This window comes from Actinoplanes sp. NPDC020271 (genome assembly GCF_044388125.1).
GTDB lineage: Bacteria > Actinomycetota > Actinomycetes > Mycobacteriales > Micromonosporaceae > Actinoplanes.
In genome coordinates this window covers 59,926-73,343 of sequence record NZ_JBIRWQ010000003.1, presented here as the reverse complement: position 1 = coordinate 73,343, position 13,418 = coordinate 59,926, and the positions used below count along the sequence as shown (strand labels likewise).

Sequence of the window (13,418 nt, the reverse complement as noted above, 5' to 3'; positions counted from 1 at the left end):
CCGCCGGGGGCGCCGTTCCACGTTGACAACAGCTCTGTGGCGAGGCCGGCTCCTGGTGAGTGGCGCAGCGCGGTGGTGGCGGAGCGGCCAGTGTGATGGTGGTGAGGCGGCGCGTCCAGTGAGGCGGAGCGTGGTGGTGAGGCGGCGGGCGGCCGGTGAGACAGAGGGCGGGTGAGGCGGCGGGCGTCCGGTGAGGCGGAGCGTGGTGGTGAGGCGGTGAGCGGCTGGGCGAGGCAGATCGTGTGGTGAAGCGCCGAGCGCCGTGGCGGGAGTGCGGCCGAGCGGTGGGCGGCGGGTATGGGGTGTGGCCGCGGTGGGCAGCAGCGGAGACGGGTCAGCGGTGTTCGCTGAGGAAGCCGGTGATGAGGGACGCCAGCTGGGCCGGCTGCTCGGCCACCATCGCGTGTGACGCCCCGGCCAACTCGTGGTGGAGCAGACCCGGCGCCGCCTGGGCCTGTGCCAGCAGGAAGCGGCGATGAGCCGCATACAGCTCCGCGAACGGCTCCTGTTCCGGCAGCGACCGAGTCGCCAGCACGAGCAGCGCCGGGCAGGTGATCGCGGCGTAGACCGGGGTCAGGTCCAGCGAGTTCAGCAGTGCGCGCAACTGGGTGGTGGTCTCGAACGACGGGCGGAACGTGGCTCGTCCGTCCTTGCCCTGGATCACGTTGCGCCGGAAGCCTTCGATCCACACCTTCTCGTCGGCGCCGAGGTTGCGGGCGACGGTCCGCTGACGGTCGACCAGGGCGGCCAGTTCTGCGGAGCCGACGGTCTGGCCGGCGGCGGCTTCCACCATGTCGAAGGCCGCAGTGAGTCGTTCCAGTTCGGCCGCGGCTCGCTCCGTGCCGAGGCCGGGGAGCTGGGCCGGATCGTTGGGCGGCGGGTTCCCGTCGAGGCTGATCACGCCGGGTGACTCCGGGTGGCGCTCGCCCCAGTAGGCGGCCAGCATCCCGCCGAGGGAGTGCCCGACGACCGCGGGCCGTTCCAGTTCGAGCTCGACGCAGACCGCGGCCAGGTCGCCGAGCGCGGCGTCCCAGCTCCACGGGCCGTCGGCGGATCGGCCGTGCCCGCGCAGGTCGACGGTGACCACGCGATGGTGTGGTCGTAACGCCCGGGCGAGCGTGGTCATGTGCGCCAGGTTGCCGCCGGCGCCGTGCACGAGGAGCAGCGGGGGCTGCTCACCCCCGAAGTCGCGGACGGCGATCTGCACGTTCCCCACGTCGACAAGACTGTCGTGAATCATTGGCCCTCATCGTCATCGTCGAAGTTGTCGGCGAGGCGTTCCGCCTGCCGCCCGTGGCCGAAATCCTCGGCCACGCGAATGTCGTCGGCCGGCCCCGCGAAGTCGGCCGTCAAGCCCGGGCCGGGAGGCGATTGACCGGCCGCCAGCAACCTCGCCCGCACCGCGCTGACCGGCACCCCACCGTCGGGGTGCCGTGGCAGCTTGCCCCGCCGCACCAGGTCGTGCACCCCTTGCCGGCTGATGCCGAGCATTGCCCCGGCCATCGCCAGTGACACCGACTCGGCGAACGGATGCCCGACCCGCCGCGCCACCGCCTGCCCGAGCGGCGTCCGCCACCACTCCACCGGCGGCGCGAACGCGTGGTCGTCGGGGTAGAGCGTGCCGATCAGTCGCGCGAGGACGTGCACCGCCTCCGGCCCGGGGCCGGACGAGATGACGAACGCCCAGTCCAGCGCCTGCCGGTGGAGTCGCCGCCGCACTTCCTCCACGCTGTGGTGGCCGTCGAGCAGGATCTCCAGCGGGTCGGTCAGGCGGATGTCGAGCAGTCTCACGATCTGCTCGGCCAGTGCCTCTGTCTCCCGCATGCCCCGATCCTCCCGCTACTTGACAAGCCCCGTCAAGTAGCGTGCGACGGACCACACGATCACGGTCCGTACGCGAAGAAGTTCCGGCTTCCGTCAGGCGCCTCCCGGGCAATAAGGTGTGCCCCGAAACCCGGGAGGAGCCCTCGTGCGTAGAGTCGGAGCCGCGCTCGGCGTCGTCGCGTTGCTCGCCGTCTCCGGCTGCAAGGAGAAGGCGGAGGCAACCGTCGAGGAGCCGCCTCCGGTCACCATCGAGGTGGCTCCGGCCGCGTCCGCGGGTGGCGCCTGCATCCTCTGGGACTGGGCGTTGATCAAGGAAAAGGTCGGGGTCGACTTCTCCGTGGCGGCGTCCGGCCAGGTCGACGACACCTCCACGTGCGTGGTGCAGACGGTGGAGGCCTCGTGGCCGGACCTGTCGATCTCCGTGGTCGACCAGACGAAGGCGGACGCGAAGATCTTCATGGCGACCCGGGCGCCGAAGAAGTCGGTCGCGCTCAAGGGGCTGGGCAAGGCCGGCTATCGGCTGAACACCGCGGCGGGCTCCGGGCACGGCCCGTCGGTGGAGATCGGCTGGCTGAGTGAGGCCGCCCAGCTCCAGACGTTGAGGTTCACCTTCGCCAAGGGGGCGTCGAACTCGGCCGTGACCAGGATGAACAGCGGCCTGCTGGAGCTGGCCAAGGCGATGGACACCACCGACGGCTGAGAAGCCGCCGGCGGTTCACCGGGCAGGAGCTAACGAGCGGCGACGAACACCCGGGACGCCACCTCACGCGGCAGCCGGATCTTGTCGCCGGACTTGTCGATGGTGACCCCGTCCCGCTCCTGGGCGACCGTCACGGTCGTCCCCGGGTCGATGCCGGCGGCGTGCAGCTGGCGCAGCACGTCCGCGTTCGTCTGGACGCTCTCACAGATGCGGGACACCACGACGCTGCCGGTCAGCCCGGGGAACGCCAGGTTGCGCTCGCCGTGACCGAGCGGGTCGGTGCTGTCGTCCTCGAGCAGGCCGAGCCGCTCCAGGCCGGGGATCGGATTCCCGTACGGCGAGCGGGTGGGCTTGTTCAGCAGCTCGTAGACCCGGCGCTCGACCGAGTCGCTCATCACGTGTTCCCACCGGCACGCCTCCTCGTGGGCTTCTTCCCACGGCATGCCGATGACGTTGACCAGTAGTAGTTCGGCAAGGCGGTGCTTGCGCATGACGGAGACGGCGGTGCTCCGCCCCTCCTCGGTCAGCACCAGGTGACGGTCACCCTCGACGGTGAGCAGACCGTCCCGCTCCATGCGGGCGACCGTCTGACTGACCGTGGGGCCGCTCTGGTGCAGGCGCTCGGCGATGCGAGCCCGAAGCGGAGGCACGCCTTCTTCTTCGAGTTCGAGAATGGTCCGGAGATACATCTCGGTGGTGTCGACAAGGTCGTTCACGATGCGGTCCTCCCAGCAGCGATGTTACCGCGCGGCGGGGGGTTGACATCCGCCCCGAGCAAGTGCCAGGAGACCCTACCGGAGGAGGCGCTACGAGTGCCTCCCCAGACACCCCGTGGGAGCATGTCGCCATGGCGGACGAAACGACGGCGGTGGTCTGGGACCGGGCCCTTCTCGACTACGACATGGGTGACCATCCGTTGAACCCGGTCCGGGTCGAGCTGACCATGGCGCTCGCCCGCGACCTGGGCGTGCTCGATCGTCCCGGTGTGCAGTTGATCACCCCGCGCCCGGCGACCGAGGCCGAGCTGACCCGGGTGCACCGGGAGGACTACCTGGACGCGGTGCGCCAGGCCCCGATCGATCCGTTCTTCCTCGGCTGGGGGCTGAACACGCCGGACAATCCGGTTTTCGACGGCATGCACGACTCGTCGGCGCGGATCTGCGGCGCCAGTATCGCGGCCGCCGAGGCGGTCTGGCACGGCTCGGCCCGCCGCGCGGTGAACGTGGCCGGCGGCCTGCACCACGCGATGCCGGCCCGGGCGGCCGGCTTCTGTGTCTACAACGATCCGGCGGTGGCGATCGCCTGGCTGCTGGACCACGGCGCGCAGCGGGTGGCCTACATCGACGTGGACGTGCATCACGGCGACGGGGTGCAGGCGATGTTCTACGACGATCCGCGGGTGCTGACGGTCAGCGTGCACGAGACGCCGCTGGCGCTCTTCCCGGGCACCGGTTTCTGCGACGAGACGGGCGGGCCGGGCGCCGAGGGCACCGCGGTGAACGTGCCGTTGCCGCCGGGCACCGGTGACGTGGGCTGGTTGAAGGCGTACCACGCGGTGGTGCCGTCGGTGGTCCGGGCATTCGCCCCGGAGATCATCGTGAGTCAGTGCGGGGCGGACGCGCACCGGCTGGACCCGCTGGCCGACCTGATGCTGTCGGTCGACTGTCAGCGCGCGGCCTACGTGGCGATGCGCGAGCTGGCCGACGAGCTGTGCGGCGGCCGCTGGGTGGCACTCGGCGGCGGTGGTTACGCCCTGGTCGAGGTCGTGCCACGGGCGTGGTCACACCTGCTGGCGGTGGCGACCGGCGCGCCGCTGGACCCGTCGACGCGTACCCCCCTGTCGTGGCGGAAGATGGCGACTGAGCGACGGCCGGGCGCCGCTGTCCCCGAGACGATGGGCGACGGCCCGTCTCCACCAGCGCAAACGTGGTCGCCGGGCACCGAGGACGACCCGGTCGACCGCGCGATCATGGCGGCTCGCCTGGCGGTCTTCCCGCTGCACGGGCTCGACCCGCACGACCCCCGGGACTGAGACCGATGGAGCGCAGCGCAGACGTCCTGCTGGCCGACGGCAGTGCCGTGCACCTGCGGCAGATCCGTCCGGATGACGCCCCGGCGATCGTGGAGTTCCACTCCCGGATGAGCGACCGCACGCGCTATCTTCGCTACTTCTCGCCCTATCCGCGCATTCCGGAGCGGGACCTGCAGCGGTTCGTCAACGTCGACCACCGGGACCGGGAGGCGTTCGTCACGGTCGCCGCCGACGGCCGTATCACTTCCGTCGGGCGGTACGAACGTCTCGGCCCCGACTCCGCGGAGGCCGAGGTCGCGTTCGTCGTGGAGGACGCCCAGCAGGGCCGGGGGATCGGGTCGGTGCTGCTGGAGCATCTGGCCGACGCCGCCCGTGACCACGGCATCCGCCGGTTCGTGGCCGAGGTCCTCCCGGAGAACGGCGGGATGCTGCGCGTTTTCGGTGACTCCGGTTACCAGGTGCAGCGCCGGTATGCCGACGGCGTGGTCCACCTCGGGTTCCCGATCGCGCCGACCGAGAAGTCGCGGGAGGTGCAGGAGTCGCGGGAGCACCTGACCGAGTCACGCTCGATCGCCCGGCTGATCGCCCCGCGCGGCATCGCCATCTACGGCGCCAGCGCGAGCGGGCACGGGATCGGCGCGGCGATGCTCGGCAATCTGCGGGACGGGGGCTACACCGGCGCGGTCGTGCCGGTGCACCCGTCGGCGGAGCGGGTGGCCGGGCTCACGGCGTACCGGACGGCGTCCGATGCCGGAACCCCCGTCGACCTGGCCGTGATCGCCGTGCCGGCCGAGCAGGTCGGGGCGGCCCTGGCCGACGCGGCGTCGGCGGGCGCCGGCGGGGTGGTGATCGGCTCGGCCGGGTTCGCCGAGGCCGGCGCGGAGGGCGCGGCCCGGCAGCGGCAGTTGATCGAGACGGCGCACGCGGCCGGTCTGCGGGTGGTCGGCCCGAGCAGTTTCGGGATCGCCAACACGGATCCGGCGATCCGGCTGAACGCGACGATGGCGCCGCGGCTGCCGGCGGCCGGGCGGGTCGGGTTCTTCGCGCAGAGCGGCGCGCTCGGGGTGGCGCTGCTCGCCGAGGCGGACCGGCGCGGGCTGGGACTGTCGAGCTTCGTCTCGGCCGGCAACCGCGCCGACGTGTCCGGAAACGATCTGTTGCAGTACTGGCGGGACGACCCCGGCACCGACGTTGTCCTGCTCTACCTGGAGACGTTCGGCAACCCGCGCAAGTTCGCCCGCCTGGCCCGCCGGATGAGCCGGGTCAAGCCGGTCGTCGCGGTGGCCTCGGCGACCCGCCCGCCCGGTCTGGCCGGTGATCTCCCCGGCCCGGACGCGCACGCGGTCACCGCCCTGTTCGCCCGTTCCGGGGTGATCCGGGTGGACACCGTGCAGGAGCTCTTCGACGTCGGCATGCTCCTGGCCCACCAGCCGCTGCCGGCCGGTCGCCGGGTGGCCGTGGTCGGCAACTCGTCGGCGCTGGCCGCGCTGGCCGAGGTCGCGTGCCGGGCGGCGGGCCTGGTCGTGGCCGAGGGCTACCCGCACGACCTGAGCCCGATGGCCTCCGCGCACGACCTGGCCGACGCGCTCGCCGACGCCGCGGTCGACGACCGGGTGGACGCGCTGGTCGTGGTCTTCGCCCCGGTCGTGCCGGGTCAGCAGCTCTCCGAGGAGGACGCGGATTTCGCGGCGGCCCTGGCCAGCGTCGCCCTCGCGGGGGAGAAGCCGACCGTCGCCACGCTGGTCTTCGGCAAGGTCCCGCCGCGCGTCCCGGTCTACATGTCGGTCGAGGAGGCGGTCCGCGCCCTGGCGCGGGTCGTCAACTATGCGGAGTGGCTGCGTCGTCCGCCCGGTCAGATGCCGGCGCTGTCCGGAATTGATCCCGCCGCCGCAGAGTCCGCCTCATCCGCCACGGAACTGCTGACGGCGTACGGGATCGAGGTCGTCCCCTCGATCCTGGCCGCGGACGCCGACGAGGCGGTCGCGGCCGCCGACCAGCTCGGATACCCGGCCGCGCTCAAGGCTGCGGGTGGTGGCCTGCGCCATCGCATCGACCTCGGTGCGGTTCGCCTCGCTCTTCAAGATCAAGACGATTTGCGTACGGCCTATGCCGACCTCGCCACCACCTTCGGCCCCGAGGTCCTGGTCCAGACGATGGTCGCCCCCGGCGTCGCCTGCGTCGTCGAGGTGGTCGAGGACCCCGCCTTCGGCCCGGTCGTCGGCTTCGGTCTCGGCGGGGTCGCCAGTGAGCTGCTCGGCGACCTCGCCTGGCGCGCCGCCCCGCTCACCGACCGTGCCGCCGAGGCGCTGGTCGACGAGCCGCGGGCGGCGCCGCTCCTGCACGGTTACCGCGGTTCGACGCCGGTCGACCGGGCCGCGCTGATCGATCTGTTGCTGCGGGTCGGCCGGCTCGCCGACGAGCACCCGCGGGTGCGATCGCTGCTGCTCAACCCGGTGCTGGCCCGGCCCGGCGGCTTCTCCGTGCTGCACGCGGCGGCGGAAATAGGCGAGCCCGGCATCCGTCCGGACACCGGGCCCCGCCGATTGAACTAGGAGGATCAGACCGCGTACGCCTCGAGGCGGGACGCCCGCTCCGGGTCGCGCAGCTTCAGCATCGTCACCTTCTCGATCTGGCGGATGCGCTCGCGGCTCAGGCCGAACTCGCGGCCGACCTCGTCGAGGGTGCGCTGCCGGCCGTCGTCCAGGCCGAAGCGCAGCCGGATCACCGCCGACTCCCGCTCGGAGAGGGTGGCCAGCACGATCTCCACCTCGCTGCGCAGTTCGCCCTGCGAGACGCCCTCACCGGGCTGGTTCGGGTCGACCGCGGCGACGAAGTCACCGAGCGCGCTCTCCCCGTCCTCACCGACGGCCTGGTCGAGGCTGACCGGCTCACGGTCGTACGAGATGAGCTCGATGACCTGGAACTCCGGCACCGCCATGGCCACGGCGATCTCCGCGACGCTGGGCTCGCGGCCGAGCTGGGTGGCCAGGTCGCGCCGGGCCCGCACCATGCGGTTGACCTGCTCGACCATGTGCACCGGGATGCGGATGGTGCGGGCCTGGTCGGCCATCGCGCGGGTGATCGCCTGGCGGATCCACCACGTCGCGTACGTCGAGAACTTGTAGCCCTTGGTGTAGTCGAACTTCTCGACCGCGCGGATCAGGCCGAGGTTGCCCTCCTGGATCAGGTCCAGGAACGCCATGCCGCGACCGGTGTAGCGCTTGGCGATGCTGACGACCAGTCGCAGGTTCGCCTCGAGCAGGTGGTTCTTCGCGGCGCGGCCCTCGGTGATGATGACCCGCAGCAGCGGCGCCAGCTCGTCGCCGGCGGCCGGGAGCTTCTCCTCGGCGTAGAGGCCGGCCTCGATCCGCTTGGAGAGGGTGACCTCCTCCACCGCGGTGAGCAGGCGGGTGCGGCCGATGCCGTTGAGGTATGCCCGGACCAGGTCGGCGGAGACGCCGCGCTCGTCCGTCGCGTCGAGGTCGGCCTGCGGCTCGACTTCGTCCGTCATGCTGTCCTCAACCGTCGCCTTCGTCGTCTCCAGGCTCACTGGAAGCCCCTCCCCGTTTGTCGTGCCTGCCAGCCACTTCCGTGCCGGTGACGTGAAGCTTCGTCGCAGGCGCGTTAAGCGGAGGTGAGGCCAGCGTCCAGGTGGCATGAATCAGGGAGAACCCTGACGTCGGCAAGCCGACAAGCCTGGGTGAAACGGACGATCATTCTTGTCGTACGGGGCTAATGTGCAGGCGTGGTCTTCAAGCGGATGCTGCAAGCGCTCGGTGTCGGTGGTCCTTCCGTCGACACCGTCCTGACCAATCCCAACTGCCGTCCCGGCGGCTTTCTCGACGGCCGGGTCCACGTCGTCGGGGGCGACCACGCGGTCGACGTGGAATATGTCGCGATCGGCCTGATGACGCGGGTCGAGGTGGAGAGCGGCGACAACGAGTACCAGACCAATCAGGAGTTCCATCGTCAGCGGCTGACCGGCTCGTTCCGGTTGGAGCCGGGCGCGCGGCACGAGGTCCCGTTCCGGTTCGAGGTGCCCTGGCAGACGCCGATCACCGAGGTGTACGGGCAGCGCCTGCACGGCATGACGATGGGTCTGGCCACCGAGCTCGAGGTGGCCCGCGCCGTCGACAAGTCGGATCTGGACGCGGTGCAGGTGCATCCGCTGCCGGCTCAGGAGCGCATCCTGGAGGCGCTGCTGCGGCTCGGTTTCCGCTTCCACAAGGCGGACGTGGAGCGCGGCCGGGTCTACGGCGTGGAGCAGGAGCTGCCGTTCTATCAGGAGATCGAGTTCCACCCGCCGGCGCAGTACGCGAGCGGCATCAACCAGCTGGAGCTGACGTTCCTGCCCACGCCTCGCAAACTGCAGGTGGTGCTGGAGCTGGACAAGCGCGGTGGTCTGTTCACCGAGGGGCACGACGCGTTCGGCAGTTTCGACGTCGACTACGCCACCGTGGATCAGGTCGACTGGACCACTCAGCTCGACGACTGGCTGCGCCAGTCCGCCCGGCGTCGCGGGATCTTCTAGTATTCCCCTGTTTTTCATTCACAGGGGGGAATATTTAGATGCGTAGGTTATGGACCGCGCTGGTGTCGCTGGCGGTCGTGGGGGTGGTCGCGGTCGTGCCGTCCCCGGCGACGGCCGCTGAGCCCGACCCGGTGATCGGGGGCGCCGTCTTCAACAATCCCTCCGGGGCCGTCTCCGCGCAGTATGCGATCTACCAGCAGATCGCCCGGATCGTCGACCGGGTGCCGGCGGGCGAGACGATCCGGATGTCGTGGCTCGACTTCAACAACCCGGTCGCGGCCGGTCAGGCCGACACGACGGAGGTGCCGAACCTCGTCGAGCGGCTGAAGACGGCGCACCAGCGTGGCGCCAACGTGCAGATCATCCTGAACTACGGGTCGTACGACGACGCCGCCGGCAACCGGATCTACCCGGGCCTGGCCCTCGCGAACGAGTTGGGCACGGACGCCTCGGCCCCGTCCTTCGTGATGTTCTGCCGGGACGGCGCCGGCTGCATCGCCAAGCAGCCGTCCTACGGGGTGCTGGCCTACAACCACAACAAGTTCCTGCTGGCATCCCGGATCGTGCTCAACGGCGGCGCCTCGGTGAGCAACGTGACGTTCCAGTCGTCGGGCAACCTGACGACCTGGGACGCCGACACCGCGTACAACAACTCGATCACCTGGAGCGAGGCGAGTTCGTACGCCAACTACGTGACCTACTTCAACGACCAGAAGAAGTACGGGCCGCTGGCGACCGGTGACGAGGACTACTACCACGTCGGCTCGACCAACGACGTGTACAAGACCCACTTCTTCCCGCGGGCGTCGACCGACGGGAACGGGGGACAGACGTCCACCGACACGATGATCTCGGTGCTGAACTCGGTGGCGTGCTCGTACAAGGGCACCTCGGACGGGCTCACCCACCAGACCGACATCCGGGTGGTGATCTGGGGCTTCTCCCGTACCGAGCTGGCCAAGAAGCTGGCCGCCCTGGCCAAGGCCGGTTGCTGGGTGGACGTCGTTTACGCCGGTGGTCCCGCGAACAACCCGTACGCCTACACCAGCGAGAACGTGGTCAACGCGCTGAAGGCCGGTGGCGCCAGCCTCGGGCTGCACAGCTGCGCGGTGTCGTTCGACGGCCGGACCCTCAAGCCGCACAGCAAGTACATGCTGATCGACGGTCAGTACGACGACGACCAGATCCCGCGGGTCTTCACCGGCAGCGCGAACTACACGTTCTCCTCGCTGCGGGGTGCGGACGAGACGATCGTCCGGGTGCGCAGCGCCGACCTCCACCGCCAGTACCTGACGAACTTCTACAAGGTCCGGGACACCTGCAGCGGCAAGATCGCCCCGTCCTGATCAGAGTTCCAGCAGGATCGTGCGCGGTCCGACGTTGACGCTCTCCACCAGCATGTGCGCCCGGAAGCGGCCGGTCTCGACGGTCGCTCCCCGGGCGCGCAGTGCTTCCACGTACGCCATGACCAGCGGCTCGGCGACCTCGGCGGGCGCGGCCGCGTTCCAGGTCGGGCGACGGCCCTTGCGCGCGTCGCCGTACAGCGTGAACTGGCTGACGACCAGCAGCGGCGCGTCCACGTCGGAGGCGGACCGCTCGTCGTCGAGGATCCGCAGCTCCCACGTCTTGCGGGCCAGCTCGGCCGCTTTCGCCGGGGTGTCGTCGTGCGTCACCCCGACCAGCACGAGCAGCCCGTCGGTGATCTTCCCGATCACCTCGTCGTCCACCGTGACGCTCGCCCGGCTGACCGTCTGCACCAGTGCCCGCATGTCGCCTCCCGTCCGCCCGCGACGGTAGCCGACGGCTCAGCCGGCCTGGTCGCTGGTGTACTCGTCGGCCGGCGTGCGCAGCGCGCCGGTGGTGGCGTCCCCGGTGGTCGTCGGCGCCACCCCGGGTCCGGTCCGTGGACGGTTCGGGAAACTGGCGGGTCCGGCGGTGCCACCGGTCGTGGTCATCACGCCCTCGCCCGCCGGTCCGCCGTTGCGCAGCTCTTCCGGGTCGGTGTCCGCGCTGATCGTGCTGGACAGCCCGGGGTCCGGGTCGCCGCCCCGCTCCTCGCGGTAGCTGTTCGGTTCGCGCAGCGCCTCCGCGGCGTAGTCGCTCCCGGCGATCTCCTCTTCGACGCTGTGTCGTGAGTCGCTCATGTGCACCTCCGTGTCGGATCGTCCCCGAATGCCCACGCCGCGCCGGCCGAAACCCGGTGGAGATCCACTTAAGTACGTCAATAGCACGTCGGTGCCCCACGGTTCGGTGTCAGGATTTGCCAGGTCGGAGGCGGTTTCGAGCCCGGCGACCCGGCCGGGCGGCGCGCCCTGCGATCGAGGTGGAACTGGTCCCGCGCGCCTTCTGCGCCGGACCGACCGGACTCAGACGGGAGAATCACCCATGCCCCTCACCAGCACCAGCGGAGGGCGTACCACCGAAGCCACACGCCCGGCGCGCCCGGCGCCCACGTCCGCCGCCGCCCGCCCGGCCCGGGGCGCCGCGGACAACGACGCGACCCGCCGCCAGGCCCGATCGGTGGCCAAGCAGCAGCAGGCGGCCGAGCGGATCGCGGCGGCGACCGCCGAGATCTCGGCCCAGAACGCCGAGGCGGCCGAGGCGTCGCGTCAGCTCACCGAGTCGATGCAGCAGATCGCCGCGGGCGCCGAGGAAGCCTCGGGTGCGACCCAGCAGAGCCTGGCCGCGATGAACCAGATCGAGGACCGGGTCGGCCGGCAGGAGTCGACCACGCGTCAGGTGGCCGAGCTCAGCCAGGCGCTGCAGGTCCTGCTCAACGAGACCCGCAACGGGATCAACGGCCTGCTGGCCAACGTCGATCAGGCCTCCAGCCGGCAGACCGAGTCGGTCGTCACCATCACCGAGCTGGAGAAGCAGGCCGACGAGATCGGCGAGATCGTCAAGACCGTCGCGCACATCGCCGACCAGACCAACCTGCTGGCGCTGAACGCGGCGATCGAGGCGGCTCGCGCCCGCCAGCACGGCAAGGGCTTCGCGGTGGTCGCCGACGAGGTGCGGACGCTCGCCGAGACCAGCGAGCGCAGCGCCCGGCAGATCCGCGACCTGATCGACGAGGTGCGCAACAGCGTCACCGAGATCGCCGCGGCCGTGCAGGGCTCCGCCGAGACCGCCAAGGGCGAGGTGGAGAAGGGCAAGACGATCACCAGCCAGCTGGAGACCGTCCGGGCCGACATGGGCACGATCATGACCGGCGCCACCGAGATGGCCGCCACCGCCCAGCAGGCCATGCGCGCGGCCGGCAGCGCCAAGCAGCGCTCCGAGGAGATCGCCGCGGCGGCCGAGCAGCAGTCCGCCGCCTGCGAGGAGTCGCTGCAGACGGTCGGGCAGCAGACCCAGGCACTGCGGCAGAGTGAGCAGGCCGCCGAGGCGCTGGCCGAGGTCTCCGAGACCCTGCGCAGCAGCACCGACATCGCCAAGAGCGCCGAGGACGTGGCCTCCACGGCGGAGGAGCTGTCCGCCGCGGTGGAGGAGATCAACCGCGCCGCCACCCAGATCGACACCGCGATCAAGGAGATCAACACGGGCGCCCGGACGGCCGCCGAGAAGGGTCAGCAGACCGCTGAACTGGTCAACGGTATCGAGCAGGGCGCTCAGCTCTCGGCCGAGCGGGGCGGCGCCGCGGTGGAGCGCGCGGACGCGATCCTCGAGGTGCTCAGCACCAACAAGGAGGCTGTCGACTCGATGATCGAAGCGATCGGCCGGGCCGCCCGCGAGGGCATCGACAACGTCCGGAAGGTCACCGAGCTCGAGCAGATCTCCCGCCGGATCGACAAGATCGTCGACGCCATCGCCAACGTCTCGATCCAGACCAACATGCTCGCGGTGAACGGCTCGGTCGAGTCGGCCCGGGCCGGCGAGTTCGGCAAGGGCTTCGCCGTGGTCTCCACCGACATCCGCAACCTGGCCCGGGACTCGGCCGACAACGCCGACCGGATCAAGGACCTGGTCAAGTCGGTGCAGGACCGGATCGTCGAGGTCCGCGGTGACCTGGAGGAGACCAGCCGGCAGGCGCTGGCCGAGGTCGAGGCGGCCAAGGCGACCACGTCGCGGCTGGAAGAGATCGAACGGGACATGCAGCAGGTGCGCAGCGGCAACGAGGAAGTCCGGGAGTCGGCTCAGGAGATCGCCAAGGTGCTCGGCGAGGTGAAGATCGGCCTGGAGCAGATCTCCGCCTCCGCCAACGAGGCCGAGCAACTCGCCGGGCAGGCCGCCACCGCCGCGCGGGAGCAGGCCCAGGGTGCCGAGGAACTGGCGGCCGCGGTCGAGGAGATCGCCGCGCTCGCCGACGAGCTGCAGAACGCGAGCTGATC

12 protein-coding genes are annotated in these 13,418 nt (G+C 70.8%); 6 read left to right on the top strand and 6 right to left on the bottom strand.

All coding sequences use genetic code 11. The features are described 5' to 3' along the window. Nucleotides 1–334: 334 nt before the first annotated feature. Together ACH442_RS07715 and ACH442_RS07710 are read right to left on the bottom strand one after the other, a co-directional pair. Nucleotides 335–1,240 carry an alpha/beta fold hydrolase gene (locus tag ACH442_RS07715; RefSeq protein WP_396337152.1) on the bottom strand — a complete coding sequence of 302 codons (906 nt, stop codon included), beginning with the start codon at nt 1,238–1,240 and terminating at the stop codon, nt 335–337. Then, the gene (locus ACH442_RS07710) at nt 1,237–1,824 is read right to left on the bottom strand and encodes a hypothetical protein (protein WP_396337151.1); all 588 of its coding nucleotides are present in this window, start codon (nt 1,822–1,824) and stop codon (nt 1,237–1,239) included. The genes ACH442_RS07715 and ACH442_RS07710 overlap by 4 nt, the downstream gene beginning before the upstream one ends. A 145-nt stretch (nt 1,825–1,969) precedes the next feature. Between ACH442_RS07710 and ACH442_RS07705 the strand changes: the two genes are divergently transcribed. After that, nucleotides 1,970–2,524 (top strand): hypothetical protein, encoded by a 555-nt coding sequence (locus ACH442_RS07705; RefSeq protein ID WP_396337150.1) that lies wholly within the window; start codon nt 1,970–1,972, stop codon nt 2,522–2,524. Between the two features lie 29 nt (nt 2,525–2,553). Here ACH442_RS07705 and ACH442_RS07700 read toward each other — a convergent pair whose 3' ends face one another. After that, nucleotides 2,554–3,243, bottom strand: coding sequence for a metal-dependent transcriptional regulator (locus ACH442_RS07700; protein WP_396337591.1), 690 nt, complete (start codon nt 3,241–3,243; stop codon nt 2,554–2,556). Between the two features lie 128 nt (nt 3,244–3,371). Here ACH442_RS07700 and ACH442_RS07695 point away from each other — a divergent pair, with 128 nt between their 5' ends. Together ACH442_RS07695 and ACH442_RS07690 are read left to right on the top strand one after the other, a co-directional pair. Then, complete coding sequence (locus tag ACH442_RS07695) at nt 3,372–4,556, top strand: acetoin utilization protein AcuC (RefSeq protein ID WP_396337149.1); 1,185 nt, start codon at nt 3,372–3,374, stop codon at nt 4,554–4,556. A 5-nt stretch (nt 4,557–4,561) separates the two neighbouring features. After that, a complete protein-coding gene (locus ACH442_RS07690; RefSeq protein WP_396337148.1) occupies nt 4,562–7,108 on the top strand; it encodes a GNAT family N-acetyltransferase in 2,547 nt (848 codons plus the stop codon). Between the two features lie 5 nt (nt 7,109–7,113). On the opposite strand, the gene sigB is transcribed toward ACH442_RS07690, so the two are convergent. Beyond that, a complete protein-coding gene (gene sigB, locus ACH442_RS07685) occupies nt 7,114–8,067 on the bottom strand; it encodes an RNA polymerase sigma factor SigB (RefSeq protein ID WP_396337147.1) in 954 nt (317 codons plus the stop codon). Nucleotides 8,068–8,301: 234 nt separating this feature from the next. Between sigB and ACH442_RS07680 the strand changes: the two genes are divergently transcribed. Further along, the gene (locus ACH442_RS07680; RefSeq protein WP_396337146.1) at nt 8,302–9,087 is read left to right on the top strand and encodes a sporulation protein; all 786 of its coding nucleotides are present in this window, start codon (nt 8,302–8,304) and stop codon (nt 9,085–9,087) included. Between the two features lie 38 nt (nt 9,088–9,125). Continuing rightward, a complete protein-coding gene (locus ACH442_RS07675; RefSeq protein ID WP_396337145.1) occupies nt 9,126–10,433 on the top strand; it encodes a phospholipase D-like domain-containing protein in 1,308 nt (435 codons plus the stop codon). Here ACH442_RS07675 and dtd read toward each other — a convergent pair whose 3' ends face one another. After that, on the bottom strand, nt 10,434–10,856 hold the full coding sequence (gene dtd / locus ACH442_RS07670; protein WP_396337144.1) for a D-aminoacyl-tRNA deacylase: 423 nt from the start codon (nt 10,854–10,856) through the stop codon (nt 10,434–10,436). Between the two features lie 36 nt (nt 10,857–10,892). Continuing rightward, nucleotides 10,893–11,231 (bottom strand): hypothetical protein, encoded by a 339-nt coding sequence (locus tag ACH442_RS07665; protein ID WP_396337143.1) that lies wholly within the window; start codon nt 11,229–11,231, stop codon nt 10,893–10,895. A 241-nt stretch (nt 11,232–11,472) separates the two neighbouring features. Between ACH442_RS07665 and ACH442_RS07660 the strand changes: the two genes are divergently transcribed. Continuing rightward, nucleotides 11,473–13,416 (top strand): methyl-accepting chemotaxis protein, encoded by a 1,944-nt coding sequence (locus ACH442_RS07660; RefSeq protein WP_396337142.1) that lies wholly within the window; start codon nt 11,473–11,475, stop codon nt 13,414–13,416. Nucleotides 13,417–13,418 lie beyond the last annotated feature (2 nt).

Bases quoted from the DNA above. Each gene is read 5' to 3' on its own strand.
- ACH442_RS07675 (WP_396337145.1), top strand. From the start codon at position 9,126: ATGCGTAGGTTATGGACCGCGCTGGTGTCGCTGGCGGTCGTGGGGGTG.
- sigB (WP_396337147.1), bottom strand. From the start codon at position 8,067: ATGACGGACGAAGTCGAGCCGCAGGCCGACCTCGACGCGACGGACGAG.
- ACH442_RS07690 (WP_396337148.1), top strand. From the start codon at position 4,562: ATGGAGCGCAGCGCAGACGTCCTGCTGGCCGACGGCAGTGCCGTGCAC.
- ACH442_RS07665 (WP_396337143.1), bottom strand. From the start codon at position 11,231: ATGAGCGACTCACGACACAGCGTCGAAGAGGAGATCGCCGGGAGCGAC.
- ACH442_RS07710 (WP_396337151.1), bottom strand. From the start codon at position 1,824: ATGCGGGAGACAGAGGCACTGGCCGAGCAGATCGTGAGACTGCTCGAC.
- ACH442_RS07660 (WP_396337142.1), top strand. From the start codon at position 11,473: ATGCCCCTCACCAGCACCAGCGGAGGGCGTACCACCGAAGCCACACGC.
- dtd (WP_396337144.1), bottom strand. From the start codon at position 10,856: ATGCGGGCACTGGTGCAGACGGTCAGCCGGGCGAGCGTCACGGTGGAC.
- ACH442_RS07715 (WP_396337152.1), bottom strand. From the start codon at position 1,240: ATGATTCACGACAGTCTTGTCGACGTGGGGAACGTGCAGATCGCCGTC.
- ACH442_RS07695 (WP_396337149.1), top strand. From the start codon at position 3,372: ATGGCGGACGAAACGACGGCGGTGGTCTGGGACCGGGCCCTTCTCGAC.